The 15,520-nt window shown below is 41.9% G+C and carries 17 protein-coding genes; 13 read left to right on the top strand and 4 right to left on the bottom strand.

Features of this window, described 5'->3' with window-relative positions; translation table 11 throughout:
• Positions 1-43 precede the first annotated feature (43 nt).
• From L1286_RS08790 to rlmB, 3 genes are all read left to right on the top strand, one after another.
• Positions 44-232 carry a hypothetical protein gene (locus L1286_RS08790; protein WP_235406517.1) on the top strand — a complete coding sequence of 63 codons (189 nt, stop codon included), beginning with the start codon at positions 44-46 and terminating at the stop codon, positions 230-232.
• A 557-nt stretch (positions 233-789) separates the two neighbouring features.
• Positions 790-3,279 (top strand): ribonuclease R, encoded by a 2,490-nt coding sequence (rnr, locus tag L1286_RS08785; RefSeq protein ID WP_235406516.1) that lies wholly within the window; start codon positions 790-792, stop codon positions 3,277-3,279.
• A 3-nt stretch (positions 3,280-3,282) separates the two neighbouring features.
• Positions 3,283-4,020, top strand: a complete 738-nt coding sequence (rlmB, locus tag L1286_RS08780; RefSeq protein WP_235406515.1) for a 23S rRNA (guanosine(2251)-2'-O)-methyltransferase RlmB — start codon at positions 3,283-3,285, stop codon at positions 4,018-4,020.
• A gap of 19 nt (positions 4,021-4,039) precedes the next feature.
• Here the strand turns inward: rlmB and yjjG are convergent, their stop codons facing one another.
• The 3 genes from yjjG to L1286_RS08765 all read right to left on the bottom strand — a co-directional run bounded on the left by yjjG (position 4,040) and on the right by L1286_RS08765 (position 6,202).
• The gene (yjjG, locus tag L1286_RS08775) at positions 4,040-4,714 is read right to left on the bottom strand and encodes a pyrimidine 5'-nucleotidase (RefSeq protein WP_235406514.1); all 675 of its coding nucleotides are present in this window, start codon (positions 4,712-4,714) and stop codon (positions 4,040-4,042) included.
• Complete coding sequence (yjjX, locus tag L1286_RS08770) at positions 4,711-5,241, bottom strand: inosine/xanthosine triphosphatase (protein ID WP_235406513.1); 531 nt, start codon at positions 5,239-5,241, stop codon at positions 4,711-4,713. The genes yjjG and yjjX overlap by 4 nt, the downstream gene beginning before the upstream one ends.
• Before the next feature lie 61 nt (positions 5,242-5,302).
• Positions 5,303-6,202 carry a phosphoribulokinase gene (locus L1286_RS08765; protein WP_235406512.1) on the bottom strand — a complete coding sequence of 300 codons (900 nt, stop codon included), beginning with the start codon at positions 6,200-6,202 and terminating at the stop codon, positions 5,303-5,305.
• A gap of 254 nt (positions 6,203-6,456) precedes the next feature.
• Between L1286_RS08765 and L1286_RS08760 the strand changes: the two genes are divergently transcribed.
• From L1286_RS08760 to L1286_RS08715, 10 genes are all read left to right on the top strand, one after another.
• Positions 6,457-7,323, top strand: a complete 867-nt coding sequence (locus L1286_RS08760) for a hypothetical protein (protein ID WP_235406511.1) — start codon at positions 6,457-6,459, stop codon at positions 7,321-7,323.
• A 74-nt stretch (positions 7,324-7,397) separates the two neighbouring features.
• On the top strand, positions 7,398-8,414 hold the full coding sequence (gene galE, locus L1286_RS08755; protein WP_235406510.1) for a UDP-glucose 4-epimerase GalE: 1,017 nt from the start codon (positions 7,398-7,400) through the stop codon (positions 8,412-8,414).
• 611 nt (positions 8,415-9,025) lie between these two features.
• Positions 9,026-9,367: a hypothetical protein gene (locus L1286_RS08750; protein ID WP_235406509.1), complete on the top strand. Its 342-nt coding sequence runs from the start codon at positions 9,026-9,028 to the stop codon at positions 9,365-9,367.
• Positions 9,368-9,770: 403 nt separating this feature from the next.
• Positions 9,771-10,787 carry a tRNA dihydrouridine(20/20a) synthase DusA gene (gene dusA, locus L1286_RS08745; RefSeq protein WP_235406508.1) on the top strand — a complete coding sequence of 339 codons (1,017 nt, stop codon included), beginning with the start codon at positions 9,771-9,773 and terminating at the stop codon, positions 10,785-10,787.
• 169 nt (positions 10,788-10,956) lie between these two features.
• Positions 10,957-11,649, top strand: a complete 693-nt coding sequence (locus L1286_RS08740) for a PspA/IM30 family protein (RefSeq protein ID WP_235406507.1) — start codon at positions 10,957-10,959, stop codon at positions 11,647-11,649.
• 8 nt (positions 11,650-11,657) lie between these two features.
• Positions 11,658-11,858, top strand: a complete 201-nt coding sequence (locus L1286_RS08735; protein WP_235406506.1) for a PspC domain-containing protein — start codon at positions 11,658-11,660, stop codon at positions 11,856-11,858.
• Between the two features lie 8 nt (positions 11,859-11,866).
• The gene (locus tag L1286_RS08730; RefSeq protein ID WP_235406505.1) at positions 11,867-12,190 is read left to right on the top strand and encodes a hypothetical protein; all 324 of its coding nucleotides are present in this window, start codon (positions 11,867-11,869) and stop codon (positions 12,188-12,190) included.
• A 110-nt stretch (positions 12,191-12,300) separates the two neighbouring features.
• Positions 12,301-12,819, top strand: a complete 519-nt coding sequence (locus L1286_RS08725; protein WP_235406504.1) for a copper chaperone PCu(A)C — start codon at positions 12,301-12,303, stop codon at positions 12,817-12,819.
• A gap of 8 nt (positions 12,820-12,827) precedes the next feature.
• Positions 12,828-13,814: a DUF2333 family protein gene (locus L1286_RS08720; protein ID WP_235406503.1), complete on the top strand. Its 987-nt coding sequence runs from the start codon at positions 12,828-12,830 to the stop codon at positions 13,812-13,814.
• Between the two features lie 4 nt (positions 13,815-13,818).
• Positions 13,819-14,580, top strand: a complete 762-nt coding sequence (locus L1286_RS08715; RefSeq protein ID WP_235406502.1) for a TIGR04219 family outer membrane beta-barrel protein — start codon at positions 13,819-13,821, stop codon at positions 14,578-14,580.
• A gap of 72 nt (positions 14,581-14,652) precedes the next feature.
• Here the strand turns inward: L1286_RS08715 and L1286_RS08710 are convergent, their stop codons facing one another.
• Complete coding sequence (locus tag L1286_RS08710; RefSeq protein ID WP_235406501.1) at positions 14,653-15,519, bottom strand: TIGR03899 family protein; 867 nt, start codon at positions 15,517-15,519, stop codon at positions 14,653-14,655.
• Between the last annotated feature and the right edge of the window lies 1 nt (position 15,520).

Raw genomic sequence — 15,520 nt, 5'->3', positions numbered from 1 at the left:
ATGAGATGTTTTGCTCACCCTTTAGTGTCATTTGAGTGTACGCATGAGTACTGACAATGAGGCGAGTAATAAATTACTAAATAATACCGAAACGCAAAATACCTCGATTATTGTGGGTGTTAATCTAGTGGTCATATCTCTGGTTTCGGACCCTGCTTCTGTTTACTTAGATAACGCCTTTACTTTTCAAATCACGGCAAAAACAATGGTCCTGATGCAAGCGCCAATATAGTTGTCACACATAATTTGCCCTGCTTTATGCATTGGCAAAGTGCGTCTCCTTCAAAGTCGTAATGCGCAAGTGGGCGCTAATGAAGTAAAATATCAATACGGCGAGTAACCAAGCCAGAGCAAGTATTGCGACGAGGCTGCGTAAACACCTTTTAACTCTACCTCTCAGTCTTTATTTGTGAATAAGTGTTATTTAGTTGGGGATGAAATTGACTTTAATATTTCACTTACTAACACTGGGGAGGCTACCACGATAGAGAAATTGGTCGATGCTTGCCATCCGATGTCAGTTTTATCAGCTATACGTCTAGCCACTTCAACGGTGCTTTGAATTCAGATAATGCGCAACCCTAAGCAGTCCTCCAAAACTCGATCGTTTTGCTAAGGGTCTATCATGGTTTCTGAGTGTGAAGGTTAGAACAGGCGCTGGGTAGCGTAATTAGACGTCATCCAGCACCTTTTAGAAGCTTTTAATCTTAAAAATGCCATTGTTAGGGGTTAGGTCATTATGCTGTTTTGCGTTAGAATATAGCTATAACTCCTTTACACAGATAATGCATGCCAAAGCAGGATCCCTATCTCACAAGAGAACAAGAAAAATACGACAACCCGGTACCAAGCCGAGAATACATACTAGATCACATCAAAGCCAGCACTAAAAAGACCAGCTTTAGTCAATTGTGCCAAGCGTTAAATGTATTTGAAGAAGACAGGCAGATTGCCTTTAAAAGGAGACTACGCGCGATGGAGCGTGATGGTCAGTTACATTTTAATAAGTTTAAGTGCTATGTCATTCCATGTGATGACGGATTGGTAAAAGGGAAGGTGATTGGGCACCGAGATGGCTTTGGTTTTTTAGAAGTGGAAGGTGAGAAAAAAGATTGGTTTATCACTAAACACCAAATGGATAAGGTGCTACACGGAGATCAGGTGCTTGCTAAAGCAGCCAGCCGAGGGTCCGGTGGAAAAGTCGAAGCGCGCATCGTTCGAGTGTTAGAAGGCGAGCGAGCCCCCATCATTGGACGATATTTTGTTGAGCATGGCATGGCCGTGGTTGTGCCTGAAGATCCGCGCATTACCCAAGATATCGTGATTTTACCTGGTAGTGAAAAAGGTGCGCGCCATAATCAAATGGTGCAGATAGAAATTACCCAACGTCCTAGTAAGCAAATGAATGCGGTGGGTAAGGTCACAGATGTAATTGGCGACCATATGGCGCCGGGCATGGAAATCGAGGTTGCTTTAAGAAATCACGACATTCCACATGTTTGGCCACAGGCTGTTGAAGAGCAAGTTAGTAAACATGGAGAGCATGTAGCGGAGCGTGATAAACAAGGCCGGATTGATCTACGTAATCTACCTCTTTTAACCATTGATGGCGAAGATGCACGAGATTTTGACGATGCAGTATTTTGCGAACGAAAGCGTGCTGGTGGATGGCGTTTGTGGGTTGCGATTGCAGATGTATCTCATTATGTGGAAAAAGATAGCCCGCTTGACAAAGAGGCAATTGAACGCGGTAACTCCGTGTATTTCCCTGAGCAAGTTGTCCCAATGTTGCCCAAAGTACTCTCTAACGGATTATGTTCGTTAAATCCAAAAGTAGATAGACTTTGTATGGTGGCAGAGATGACGGTTTCTGAAGCCGGGCGCCTATCTGGATATCGATTCTATGAAGCGGTGATGAACTCCCATGCACGTCTGACTTACACAAAAGTACATAGCATTTTGCAAGGAGATGAGAAGCTCAGGCATGAATACGCCGAAGTGGTACCTCATTTAACCGAGTTACATAACATGTACATGGCTTTGAAATCAGCGCGTCAAGTACGCGGCGCAATCGAGTTCGAAACACTTGAAACGCGTTTTGTATTCAATGCCTATCGCAAAATTGAGTCAATTGTGCCTGTCGTTCGAAATGATGCACATAAACTTATTGAAGAGTGTATGATTTTGGCCAACGTCTCTGCTGCTAAACTGCTCGAGAAGCATGAAGCGAGCAGTTTGTTTCGTGTGCACGATGAACCAGATCCAGAAAAGTTAAGTCATTTTAGACAATTCTTACAAGACTTGGGGATTGAGAGCATAATTGGTCATGAGCCGACGCCATTGGAGCTGACAGAAGCGTTGAATGCATTAGGTGCGCGACCTGAAACGGAGCTGATCCAAACGATGTTGCTGCGTTCAATGAAACAAGCCGTTTATCAACCGGATAATATTGGGCACTACGGCTTAGCACTTAAAGCCTATGCGCATTTTACGTCTCCCATTAGACGCTATCCCGATTTGGTTGTGCACCGTGCGATCAAGGGGATTTTGGCACAGCAAGGACAAACGGTTTCTGGCGCCTATGCCTATTCAGATGACGAAGCCGATCAACTCGGCGAACAATGTTCAATGACCGAACGCAGAGCAGATGATGCAACTCGAGAAGTCGCCGATTGGCTTAAATGTGAATTTATGCAAGACCATGTAGGGAATGAATTCTCCGGTGTGATTTCCTCTGTCACCAACTTCGGATTATTTGTCCGGTTAGATGAATTGCAAATTGACGGTCTCATCCATGTTAGCAATTTAGGGCATGAATACTTCCACTTTGACGGCGCGAAACACTGTCTTGTTGGCGAGCACAGTAAAGCGGTTTATCGCTTGGGTGACAAACTAAGCGTGGTGGTCGCGTCGGTTAGCCTAGATGAAAGGCGTATTAATCTGGCTCTTGCTGATGAAGCTGAGCCGGATCGCTATGCACGTAGACGCAAAAAATCGACTCCGGAAAAAGCTGCGAATAGGAGTGTTCGGGCCCAATTGAAAGCTGGTAAAATACCCAATGGTAAATCTGCAACGTCAGAAGAAAAAACGGGCAAAGACAGTAAAAAGCCAAAAAAACGTAAAAAAGCCACCCCAAAAGGAGTGGTGAAAAAAAGTAAAAAAGTGAGCGCCTCAGGCGCGAAAAAGACGACTAAAAAAAGTACAGGTAAAAAAGCGACTAAAGCGAAAAGACCTGGAAAAAACGCCCGTAAGCGACAAAAGAACAGTGCTGGAGCATAAGATTTGAGTAATGAATTAATTTTTGGCTTTCACTCTATTGAAGCCATTTTGGCGAAAGAGCCAGAGCGATTTTTGGAAATCTACGCGTTAAAAGGGCGAGACGACAAACGTTTAAGTGCGGTTGTCAATGAAGCTCGCAGGTTTGGTATTTCAGTGCAATTTATGCAAAGAAAAGCGCTGGACAACAAAGCCAAGGGTGAACAACATCAGGGTATTATTGCCAATGTGAAAGCTCCAAAAACGTTGAATGAAAATGATCTAAAAGCCATTATTGATGCCAACGAAGCGCCATTTTTCCTAGTACTTGACGGTGTTACGGATCCGCATAATTTGGGGGCATGCTTACGGAGTGCGGATGCAGCAGGTGTCCATGCGGTGATAGTACCGAAAGATAAGTCAGCTAAGCTCAATGGAACTGCCCGCAAAGTGGCCTGTGGTGCTGCTGAAACGGTACCTCTGATCCAAGTGACGAATCTTGCAAGAACATTGCGTGAAATAAAAGATGCGGGCGTATGGGTCGTGGGGACTGCTGGCGAAACAGACAGCGAAATATTTACCTCTGATTTGAAAGGGCCAATTGCAATCGTAATGGGCGCTGAAGGCGACGGTATGCGTAGATTGACGAGAGAGCACTGTGATTTGCTCGTGAAAATTCCAATGGTTGGTACTGTGTCAAGCCTAAATGTTTCCGTGGCAACTGGCGTGTGTTTATTTGAAGTGCTGCGTCAACGTCAGCTATAACTTTAAATCACTACAGGCTCTAGGAAAACAGTAGAGTCTGTAGTGCGCTAAGTGAGTTGACCTGATAAGTTGGGTTGATATCTGTAGGACAGACTTTTCCTTCATGTTGCAGCCAACAGCTATCTATACCAAATCGATTGGCGCCAAGAATGTCGCTCTTCGGCGTATCCCCCACCATTAATACATGGCTTTTATCGGGATTTCCCAGCAACTCAAACGTGTGCTCAAAAACTTGAGGATCAGGCTTTGCGACACCGACTTGTTCAGAAATAACAACCTGATCAAAGAAATGGCTAAAGCCGGTTTTGTTTAGGCGTTTTTTTTGTAATGCGCTGAAACCATTGGTAATAATGCTTAAAGAGGCGCTGGGGCTTAATGCCGTTAAAAGTGCTTCTGCGCCAGGTAATGGAGAGCAGATCTGTGCCATTGAGTTTAAAAAGCCGGTATTCAATGTTTCTGGTGATACCGCGAGCTTGTTAGCCCACTGTGTAAAGCGCGTCACTTGTAATGTATGTGCGTCAATTTCCCCTTCTTGATACTGTACCCAAAGAGGTGCATTTACCTGTTGATAGTCAGCAAAATCTTCGCGGCTAAAGTCAATATCATACTGTGCAAACAGCGTTTTAAGACCTAAATAGGCATCAAAGTGAAAGAGTGTTTCATCCGCATCGAAAAGAATATGGGTATATTTCATGAGTTATAGAGCTCTTGGTGTATAAAGGGCGCCATCGCGAGTGTAAGCGCTTGTGTATAAGCGCTTTCTCGCGTCGCCAAATTATTGGTCAGCAAGCCGATTGCGCCACCTTGTTGTTTGATATTCGAGGTATTAAACACTCGGTCCATGACGTGGCCTAACTCTTCGCCTTGCTCAAGGGCGGTATATATGTGATTGGGCAGCGGTAAATTACAACTGCGCCCAACAATAGATTGCTGGTGGTTAGCAATTACAACAAACGCAAACGTGGCTGCGCCATACTTAAATTGAGCTGCACCACCTTCCATCGCACAGTAAAAATCTGCATGATGGTTGGCTTTTAAGTAGGCCACTCTATTTTCTGCGCCAGCAAGTGTGTCTGCCTCGCCTAAAGGTTGATCGGCGACTCCACTTGGTGCATGCAGACCTTCACACAAAATCTTGGTGTCGGGAAAGTAGCGTTGGAATATTGTTTTAGCGGCGTTTATTTTTACGGGGTTTTTTGACCCTACAAGCACCTTGATCATAGTATTTTCTTATTGCTGCTGTTTGTGGCTAGTGTACTGACCTCTGTAAGGGTGATGCAAATTAAATTGGCAGATCAGTTGGTGCTAAATTTTCGTAGGCGCGTTTTTTAATGAGCAAGTCTTTAATCAGCGGCGTTAATACCAACTCCATTGCCAGCCCCATTTTCCCCCCTGGCACTACTAAGGTATTTACCCTAGACATAAAACTACCTTCGATCATTTGTAAGTAGTAAGGGAAGTCGACATCTTCAATTCCGCGAAAGCGAATCACAACAAAACTCTCATCTAATGAGGGAATATCTTTCGCACTAAAGGGGTTGGAAGTATCTACGGTGGGAACGCGTTGGAAATTGATGTGGGTACGAGAAAACTGGGGTGTGATATGGTTGATATAATCATCCATACTGCGAACAATAGACGTCATTACGGCTTCTCTAGAATGGCCACGTTCATGGGTGTCGCGAATAAGTTTCTGGATCCATTCTAAGTTTATGATTGGCACCATGCCAATAAGTAGATCAACGTGTTTGGCCACATTGTGTTGTTCTGATACGACGCCACCATGTAACCCTTCATAGAACAGCATATCTGTATTTTGTTCTAGATCTTGATAAGGCGTAAACGTACCGGGTAGTTGATTATAAGGCACGGCATCGTCAAATGTATGTAAGTACTTACGTATTTTTCCGTTCCCGCTTTTACCATAACTTGCAAACAGTTCTTCTAACGCTTCAAAGTCGTTTGCCTGCTGGCCAAAGTAGCTTAAATGCTTACCCTCTTGAAGAGCTTCCCGTTTTAACTTGTCCATTTCAGGGCGTGTATACCTGTGAAAGCTGTCACCTTCTACAAATGCAGCTTTAGCATCAAGGCTTCGAAAAATATGCTTAATGGCATTGGTTGTTGTGGTTGTGCCGGCACCTGAACTACCAGTAATCGCGATGATTGGGTGTTGTTGTGACATCGAAACCTCAATGAAAGTTATCTGGAAATAAAAAATTATTACATAGCAATTCTTGTGTTGAAATTATTCATTTCTAATATGCATGTCTAGGCGAGAAAATGATGAGTTTTTCTGACCTAGTGGTCATCGATGTTACTGGAAGAGGAGAAATTCGCAAGCGCTTAAATTGCCTATTTCACCTTTGTACACTTAGGTATGACAAATTATTGGTTTTTACGTCTCCTCCTAGTAAGATCAAAAATAAAAAAGGATGCATGATGATAATAAAAACCCTCAAGGCGCTGAGCATAAGTTGTTTATTTACGATTTTTACGGTGCAGGCTGCTATGCCAAAAAGTCAAATCTGGCTCGCTTCAGAGTCTGAAAATAGCTTTATTGTTAAGCCCTTAACAGCTTCAGACTCGTATCATAACCAACCTTTGGTGACAACTAATGGGGTCTATTACACAAAAGAAGTAAAAGGGGAACAAGGGACGCAAACAGATTTATTTTTGTATACTTTTTCAGACAAAATGCATGTCAATTTGACCAATACACCAGTTTCGGAGTATTCACCGACATTGTATCCTCATGGAGAGGGAATATCTGCAATTGTCGTGGAGCCTTCTGGCGCGCAAAAACTTTGGTTTTACCCCAGCGATGGCACCGTACCGCCATCACGTATTTTTGAGCATATAGAACCTGTTGGTTATCATGTATGGGGCAAAAATCTCGACGTAATGATGTTTATTCTTGGTACCCCTCACACATTACAGTTTACAGATTTAAATGGACATTTGCCCAAGCTTGTTGCTAGTGAGATTGGCCGCAGTCTCGCTTATAATGCTCAAAAAGATATTTACAGTTTTACTTACACTGAAAATAACACCCACTGGTTTGCGACTTATTCCAGCCAATTGCAGTCAGTGAGTAATCATTTTGCTTTGCCGTCCCAAGTCCGTGATTATACTTGGCTAGACTCAGACACAATCGCCTATGCCATTGGTAATCGGATTTTTACCAGAACTTTAGATGAGCCCAAGCGTGTTAATTTGTGGCGGAATCTACAAGATTATTGTACGGCAAATATCACACGACTAAGTTATAATGAAGGTGTGCTTGCTTTTGTATGTAGTCAGTGAACCCTCACGTACACATGTAATTTCATAAGTGCACAAATTGCGTAAGTAAATTCATTAAATTTAGTAAGGTAAACATGGTTGTTTTAGTAACTGGTGGTGCAGGTTATATTGGCTCACACACTGTTTTAGAGCTTTTGGCTCAAGGTGATGAAGTTATTGTAATCGATAACTTAGTTAATTCTTCAGAGATCGCATTAAAAAGAGTTTCTGAGATCACTGGGTGTGAGGTGACGTTTTATCAAGGGGATATCTTAGATAGAAAGTTTCTTGATACAGTCTTTGCTGCGCATGAAATCGAACAGGTCATTCATTTTGCTGGACTGAAAGCTGTTGGTGAGTCTGTTGTTAAGCCTATCGAGTATTATCAAAACAATGTACAAGGTACGCTAACATTATTAAACGCCATGCGTGCGGCGAATGTATTCCAGATCGTATTTAGTTCGTCTGCGACTGTGTACGGTGATCCAGCCAGTTTACCGATTAGAGAAGATTTTCCTACCGGTGGTACTACCAACCCGTACGGTACGTCAAAATTGATGGTTGAGCTGATTTTGAAAGATCTTGCGGAATCAGATCCTCGTTGGTCCATTGCAATTCTGCGTTATTTTAATCCGGTTGGCGCGCATTGTTCAGGGTTGATTGGTGAAGACCCTAACGGGATCCCAAATAATTTATTACCTTATATCACTCAAGTGGCGGTGGGCAAATTAGCCTGCTTGGGTATCTTTGGTGATGATTATGATACGCCAGATGGTACAGGTGTCAGAGACTATATTCATGTGGTTGATTTAGCGCTGGGGCACCTAAAAGCTATGTCGAAACTGACAGCAGACAATGGCGTCCATATCTACAATCTGGGCACTGGTAATGGCTACTCCGTGCTCGACATGGTCAAGGCATTTGAAAAAGCCGCCTCTAAATCAATTTGCTATGAAATTAAACCTCGAAGAGAAGGTGATATTGCAGCTTGTTATGCGGAACCAGAAAAAGCCTATAGAGAATTAGGTTGGAAAGCAGAAAGAGGTATTGATCAAATGATGATTGATTCTTGGAACTGGCAAAAAAATAATCCGCAGGGATATCGTTCGTAAATTAGACAATTAAACTCTGCTATTGCACTATTCTGTATATCGCTTTGTTGGACCTGCGACTGTTAAAATTTGCAGGTTCGAATTGTACAATACCTCATCCAGTACCTTTCCCCATGATGTTAAGGTTCTATGGGTGTTTTTTGCATTTGTGTAAAAAAATGTGGTTATTTTATATTAATAATTTTATTATAAGGAACTTACGTAATGAAGATAAAAAAAGTAAAGCTGAAACAACTGTCAACTCAGCAATTAACAAATATAAAAGGCGGAAGCGCAAGTTCAGATTCACCTGAGCCGCCTCAAGCAATGAGAGTCAAAGTTTCAGACTATAATAAGGTTTCCTAGTCAGCATATCGTCCAGAGTTGAAAGGAGTCGTGGAAGGTAAGACATGAATGAATTTTTCTATAATTTGGGATGGTTAATTAGGTTTTTTGAGCTACTTATCATTTGCTTTTTAATACTTAAATTTTGGAAGCACAGATTTAGTTTATTTTTCGGTGGAAAAGATAGTTTAAAAACGATCGATGACCATGAGCTTCATTCTTGTTTTTTAACCGCCTTATGTACTCTCCTCTTCTATTTTATAGGTGTGGAAACCAGTGCATACATTATGTCACTTCCGATGGAAAAGTTTGCACTCAGACGTGTTTTTTACTTTTCTAAGCTAGTGATCATGGCGTCATTTATGGCGACTCTTTATATTCTTCACTCTATCAGGGGATGCTTATTCTCTAGAGTGGCAAAAAGTATTGGTTATCTTGCCATGTTTTCGGTGTCCTTACATATGATGCAGTTAGTGGCGAGAGGTTACTTTGACTTTAATGGATTATCACCGCTATACCAATTTTCTGTCATGGTCATTAATATTATGGCATTTATGGTAATCGCTATTTACTCAATTAAATTGATGATAAAAACGAAGTTCGACAGCTATAAAGAACTTGTTAAGTGATAGAAGAGGCTTCTGCATACTCAGGTAAAATGCAAAAAGGTTAAGCAGCGAGTTCATCTCTGCACTGTGTTGCTTTGCTATCGGCATCTTTTGGTGGATGCCTAAAGGAAGATGCTTAAGTTCCCCTTATCTTGGCTGTCAGTTACACTTATTCAGTAAGAAAGCATTGGCTTTTTTACTGAAAGTTTTACTTTCGTTGTGTATAATTACGCCCTTGGATTTCTCGCGAACTATGCATTTATAGCGTGCTTCGCCAGATTTTAATTTTCGTTTTTCAATTCTAAACGATGCCATTTCTAATCCCTAAGATGTTGATTTGTCCCACCCAGTTGAGGGTGACTATAGGGTGACTGTAGTGTCTAATTCAGTCAAATTCAAGGGGGTTGGGGCGGATTGAGGTTGTATGCATAACTCAGATAAATCAGGCGTTAGCCCACTAAATACAAGTAATTCGGCGTTTCGTCGCTTCTCCGTTGCACCGATGCTGGATTGGACGGATAAGCATTGTCGCACTTTTCATCGCAAGCTAAGTAAACATGCTGTTTTATACACTGAAATGATTACCACCGGTGCTATCATCTTTGGAAAGGGTGATTATCTCGCTTTTGGAAACCATGAAATGCCGGTTGCATTACAATTAGGTGGTTCAGATCCCAAAGCGTTAGCGGAATGTGCTAAACGTGCACAAGAATATGGGTATAACGAAATTAATTTAAATGTTGGCTGTCCATCAGATCGTGTTCAAAATGGTCGTTTTGGTGCTTGCCTAATGGCTGAGCCAAAGTTGGTCGCAGATTGTGTTGCGGCGATGAAGGCTGAAGTGTCAGTGCCCGTTACAGTAAAAACACGCATTGGTATTGATGAGCAAGACTCATACGAGTTTTTGACTGATTTAATTGAAGCGTCGCATGACATCGGGTGCGACGACTTTATCATTCATGCTCGTAAAGCGTGGTTGCAAGGTTTAAGTCCCAAAGAAAACCGTGAGATCCCTCCACTTGATTATCCGCGTGTTTACAAACTAAAACAGGATTACCCACACCTCCATATCAGTATCAATGGTGGCGTTAAAACGCTTGAGGAATGTCAACATCACTTAGCACATATTGATGGAGTTATGGTTGGCCGAGAAGCATATAGCAACCCGTTTTTATTATCTCAAGTCGATGAGAAGCTATATGGTGATAAACCGTTTACCCAATCTCGTCATGAAGTTGTACGCAGTATGTATGACTATTTTGAGCAGGAAATGAGCCGAGGCGCAAATTTTTGGCACATTGCGAGACATATGCTTGGGATATTTCAAAACCAACCAGGTGCAAGGGGCTTTAGACGCCATCTTTCTGAAAATGGGCATAAAAAAGATGCAGACATCAACGTGATGGAAAAAGCACTGACATTTGTGCCGGAGAACAATTAAAACTGCAATTGGCCATTAAGCTATTTATTGGCCAATTTTACTAAATTTTTGTATATCTAATCCACATTAAGCTTAGTGTATTTAACTAAGCTATTGAAATTATTGTGATTGTTGATTTGGCACAATGATTGGAATATTAAAGTCATTATATGTCTTAAAGGAACATGTTATGGCTTTAATTAATCGTATTGAAGATTTCATCAAATCGGAATTCAACGCACTTTTAGATAAATCTGAGTGCCCTAACAAATCCCGTCAATGCTCTTATCGAGCGTTACAAGACGCTTTGGATTCGTGCAGAGCGTTGTCAGCAAAGCTTATCTGTGAAAAGAAAACACTAGAGAGACAGGTTAAACACCATACTAACCAAGCACAAGATTGGTACAGCAAGGCACAGTATGCACTGGAAAAGGACAGAGAAGATCTGGCCAAAGCCGCAATCGTAGAAAAGCACAAGTGTGAGCACTCTATTGACCATTTACAGCATCAGTTGAGTGAGCTGTCTGCGGCGATAGAGAAATTGGACAGTGACATTTCGAACCTTAAAGAGAAAATTCACCTAAATACCCAGCCATATTCATCACAGCCGGTGAAAGAGCAAGCCGTTTTGGCACGGCTTAAAATCAAAGCGCTATTGAACAATCCGACGATCCAAGGCGTTGCTACGCAACTTGAATTGTTGGAGAGAAAGCTGTTAAAAGCCGAGTCGAATGTTGATAGCTATGAGACAACGGAAACACAAACAAATCACACAAAGCGTGCGTTTAATGAAATGCTTAAACATGAAAAAGTAGAAGCTACGTTAAAGTCATTAAAGGAAAAACTGGCTTCTACTTCATCACGCACGACAACCGCGAATTAGGGGGTAATATGGATTCACAATATTACAAATCTCAATATCAACACGCACCCAAGAAAAAATTGGCGGGTGTTTGTATTCAAGTTGCCAAGCGATTCGACTTACCTGTGTGGCTAGTGAGGGTGTTACTCGTTTTACTTGCTTTGAAGTTTACGTGGCCATGTATCGTCGGTTACATAATTGGATGGTTGTGTTTCTCGCCAAGTAAATAGGAGCATATATGAAAGCGGCAGTTGCGATTGTATTTTTATTGTTAGCCTTGTCTGCTATGTCATGGCTTTCAGCGCCAGTTGCATTATTAAGTATGCCTGAATTTGTTTATGAAATGAGTTGGGTCGGTTTGGAGTTGGGTGGCTTTCTAGCTCTGATCCTCGTGTGTTTGGCGGTCGTTGCGTTGCTCAGTATAGGGATACTGGGTGTTGGTTTAGTGGTGCTCATTGGGCTAGTGTTAGCACTGTTATTTGGATCTGTGGTGATTGCATTGCCACTGTGCTTACTGATTTTATTCGCGTGGCTAATCAGTGATGAATGGTCGTTATGCTAGGAGTGAAGAAGCGGGTTATGAAATAAGTATTTTGCTGTGAATTCAGTGTATAACAACGGTATACTTAGCATATCCAATACTGGTTTTGTCAGAATTATAGGAATCCTATCATGCTTAGAACTGTTGCACTTATCTCGCTTCTCTCTTTTTCTGGTTATGGCATTGCACATAATCATCAACATGATGATCACCAACATGGTGCGCATCAACATGGACAGCATAATTCAGCAAGTCTTCAGGTTTCAAACGCAAAAATTCGTGCATTTTTACCCGCTGCAAAATCCACGGCTGGTTATATGACGATAAGCAATGGCAGTAAAGAGTCAGTGACTGTTGTAAAAGCGAAGATTGAAGGACTCGAGCGTGTTGAGATTCATGAGCATATACACAGTAATGGTATGATGAAAATGCAGCCAGTGAAGACCTTGGTTGTGCCAGCACAAGGCATGATTGAATTTAAACCAGGTGGTTACCATCTGATGGCCTTCGAACCAAAAGTAAAGTTAAAAGTAGGCGAAACACGCAAACTCACACTATATTTCTCAAATGGTGAGAAAGTTGAAAATGACATTAAAGTAGTTTCTCTAAAAGATGCATTTTCATCAGAGTCACACCATCATCATCATTAGGAGCTAGGATGAACGAACATAAGGGCAAGGTATTTTCTGCACTCGCAGGTTTGTTGTTAATTGGCTATATTCTTGCGGTGTATTGGAGTTTTGAACCTAAACAGTTTGATGTTGTGGAAAAAGCTAAAACGCAAGCGCAAGCGCATAATACACAGCTTGTGACCGGCTATGTAACAACAAATACATTGATTGAGGTGATGCAGACGTTGCTAGATAAACCCGGCGGATATTTGTCAAATGATGTGTTGCCACCGAGCGTGATGATGGACAACATGCCAGCTTGGGAATTTGGTGTTCTAGAAATGTCGCGTGATTTGGCGCTGTCGATGCGCAAAGACTTTAGTCGCTCGCAGTCTCAGTCAACTGAGCATCCAAGTTTAAAAAAAGCGCAGCCCAAGTTTAATATCAGCTCCACTGCGTGGATTTTACCCAGTGCGGAAGGTGAGTACCAAGTCGGGATAAATTACTTACGTGAATATCAAACTCAAATTGCTAACCAAGCTGAAGTGGGCAGTCAATTTTATGCGCGAGCAGATAATCTGAGAGGTTGGCTGAAAGAGGCTGAAAAGCGTCTTGGCAGTTTGAGTCAACGCTTGAGTGCGAGTGTAGGTCAGGAACGCATTAACACCGATCTCGCTGGGGATAGTGCCGCCTTGCAAGCAACCTCCGGAATGGAGAAAACAATCGTTAAAACTTCATGGTGGCAAATCGATGATGTTTTTTACGAGTCACGCGGTGCTACGTGGGCGTTGATACACTTTTTAAAAGCGATTGAGCATGACTTTTCTGATGTATTAGAAAAGAAGAATGCTAAAATTAGCTTACAGCAAATTATTCGGGAGCTCGAAGCGACTCAAGAAACTGTTTGGAGTCCGATTATTTTGAATGGTAGTGGTTTTGGATTTGTTGCTAATCACTCGTTAGTGATGGCTAATTATATTTCAAGAGCGAATGCAGCTCTTATAGAACTCAGTGAACTTTTAGCGCAAGGATAAAAAAATGAAAAAGTATTGTTTAGCGGCAGCGTTGTCTCTGGCTTGCCTTACACCTGCAGCACATGCTGATACTTTATTAGGTTTGTATTTGGGGGCCGAAGGCTGGCAAAGTGAACCAGAGGGTAGCTTTGCTGAAAAGGGGAATCTGCAAGAGTTTAACTTTGAAGATGAAACATACACCAGCTTTTATGCGTCGTTGGAGCATCCTGTACCATTAGTACCCAATGTAAAGTTAAAGTACACTGAATTAGAGTTGACGGGTAATACGACCCTGACAGATACTTTTGAATTCGGTGGCAGTAACTTCACTGTTGGCACAACAGCAAATACAGTTGCTGATTTAAGCCATATCGATTATATCCTGTATTATGAACTATTTGACAATGACTTAGTGTCGTTTGACTTTGGTATCAACGCAAAACAATTTGATGCAGATGTCACGGTCACGGGTGAAGTGAATGGTACTCAAGTAACTGAAACAGTTGACTTCTCAGGATTCGTTCCTCTTGGTTACTTGCGTGCGGAAGTGGGTCTGCCATTAACGGGGTTGAGCGTATTTGCAGAGGGCAGTTTATTGGCAATTGATGACAGTAAGATCCAAGACTATCAAGTTGGTATTGCGTGGGAATTTATTGATAACTTAGCTGTGGATGTGGCAATTAGAGCTGGTTACCGTTCACTCGTGTTAGAACTAGATGATATTGATGACTTTGACTCTGATATCGATGCATCAGGTCCATTTGCCGGCTTACAAGTACACTTCTAAATCTGTATGTGGAATTAAAAAACAGTTGTCGATCTCATCACTGTGCAAGCATATGAGATCGCGCAATGACTTTTATTCCCATATCAGATTAAACTCTTCTTCTAACGTTTTTCCCAACAGTTGTTTATACGCTTTGTTGACTGGCGTGTTGATCAACTTTTTGAGTTCATCCCCAGTTTGAGTTAGTTTGTAATAGCTCAAAACTAAGTCGTTACTTTTTGCTTCGAAGCTGAGTCTCTTATTCTGGTAGACCAACGTTAAAGATTGTCCCTTTTGTAAACTCGCAGACTCAATTTCTTGTCGATACATTAAATTGATATCCATTAATGTCAGGATTTGTGGAAAACTGAGACCCGCTTGAGACAGGTTGAGGGTTTCGGTACTACCTTTGCGTAATAAGTCTAAAATTGAGGGTTTTTTGTAATACCCGAGCATGATCAGATAACTGTCTTCTTTTTCTAAGTAACCGCAAAGTGAGGCACATTTTTGTAGGGCCTCGGCCTCCTTTTGAGTCATTAATTTAAGCGTTTGCAAGCTTTTTATTGAAAATGTACCTGGGGCAATCGATTCCCCGATGAGTATTTTCGCCCACAGTTTTTGCATAGTGTGATTTGCTATGTCCTCAGCAAGTGAAATAAAGTGCTCAAGCCAATCTGGATCTGGTCTTCCTCGGCTTGTGACATCAGGGCATAGAGTCAAAGACATGCCCATAATACTTTCAATATTTTGCTGACGCTGAATACGCTGTAATTGACCCCGTTTCAATGCCCGTTTGAGCGTTCCATGATTACTTTGTACAGCAAAGTTGTTTTGCGAATTAGTGGTGTTATATCGAGTATTATTTGCAACAGGTTTAACCTGCTTAGTCATGGCGTAACCGAGCTTTTCTTCAATGAGTAATGCCAAACTGGATCTGGCTTGCGCATTTTTAATGGTCATT

The organism is Pseudoalteromonas sp. SMS1, assembly GCF_021530565.1.
GTDB lineage: Bacteria > Pseudomonadota > Gammaproteobacteria > Enterobacterales > Alteromonadaceae > Pseudoalteromonas.
The sequence above is the reverse complement of the archived record's forward strand: the minus strand, read 5'-3'. Positions and strand labels throughout refer to the sequence as shown.

Excerpts from the sequence above, each read along its gene's own strand:
- L1286_RS08790 (WP_235406517.1), top strand. The coding sequence starts at position 44 with ATGAGTACTGACAATGAGGCGAGTAATAAATTACTAAATAATACCGAA.
- yjjG (WP_235406514.1), bottom strand. The coding sequence starts at position 4,714 with ATGAAATATACCCATATTCTTTTCGATGCGGATGAAACACTCTTTCAC.
- L1286_RS08760 (WP_235406511.1), top strand. The coding sequence starts at position 6,457 with ATGATGATAATAAAAACCCTCAAGGCGCTGAGCATAAGTTGTTTATTT.
- yjjX (WP_235406513.1), bottom strand. The coding sequence starts at position 5,241 with ATGATCAAGGTGCTTGTAGGGTCAAAAAACCCCGTAAAAATAAACGCC.
- L1286_RS08740 (WP_235406507.1), top strand. The coding sequence starts at position 10,957 with ATGGCTTTAATTAATCGTATTGAAGATTTCATCAAATCGGAATTCAAC.
- L1286_RS08750 (WP_235406509.1), top strand. The coding sequence starts at position 9,026 with ATGTCACTTCCGATGGAAAAGTTTGCACTCAGACGTGTTTTTTACTTT.
- L1286_RS08720 (WP_235406503.1), top strand. The coding sequence starts at position 12,828 with ATGAACGAACATAAGGGCAAGGTATTTTCTGCACTCGCAGGTTTGTTG.
- galE (WP_235406510.1), top strand. The coding sequence starts at position 7,398 with ATGGTTGTTTTAGTAACTGGTGGTGCAGGTTATATTGGCTCACACACT.
- L1286_RS08730 (WP_235406505.1), top strand. The coding sequence starts at position 11,867 with ATGAAAGCGGCAGTTGCGATTGTATTTTTATTGTTAGCCTTGTCTGCT.
- L1286_RS08735 (WP_235406506.1), top strand. The coding sequence starts at position 11,658 with ATGGATTCACAATATTACAAATCTCAATATCAACACGCACCCAAGAAA.
- dusA (WP_235406508.1), top strand. The coding sequence starts at position 9,771 with ATGCATAACTCAGATAAATCAGGCGTTAGCCCACTAAATACAAGTAAT.
- L1286_RS08715 (WP_235406502.1), top strand. The coding sequence starts at position 13,819 with ATGAAAAAGTATTGTTTAGCGGCAGCGTTGTCTCTGGCTTGCCTTACA.
- rnr (WP_235406516.1), top strand. The coding sequence starts at position 790 with ATGCCAAAGCAGGATCCCTATCTCACAAGAGAACAAGAAAAATACGAC.
- L1286_RS08725 (WP_235406504.1), top strand. The coding sequence starts at position 12,301 with ATGCTTAGAACTGTTGCACTTATCTCGCTTCTCTCTTTTTCTGGTTAT.
- L1286_RS08710 (WP_235406501.1), bottom strand. The coding sequence starts at position 15,519 with ATGACCATTAAAAATGCGCAAGCCAGATCCAGTTTGGCATTACTCATT.
- L1286_RS08765 (WP_235406512.1), bottom strand. The coding sequence starts at position 6,202 with ATGTCACAACAACACCCAATCATCGCGATTACTGGTAGTTCAGGTGCC.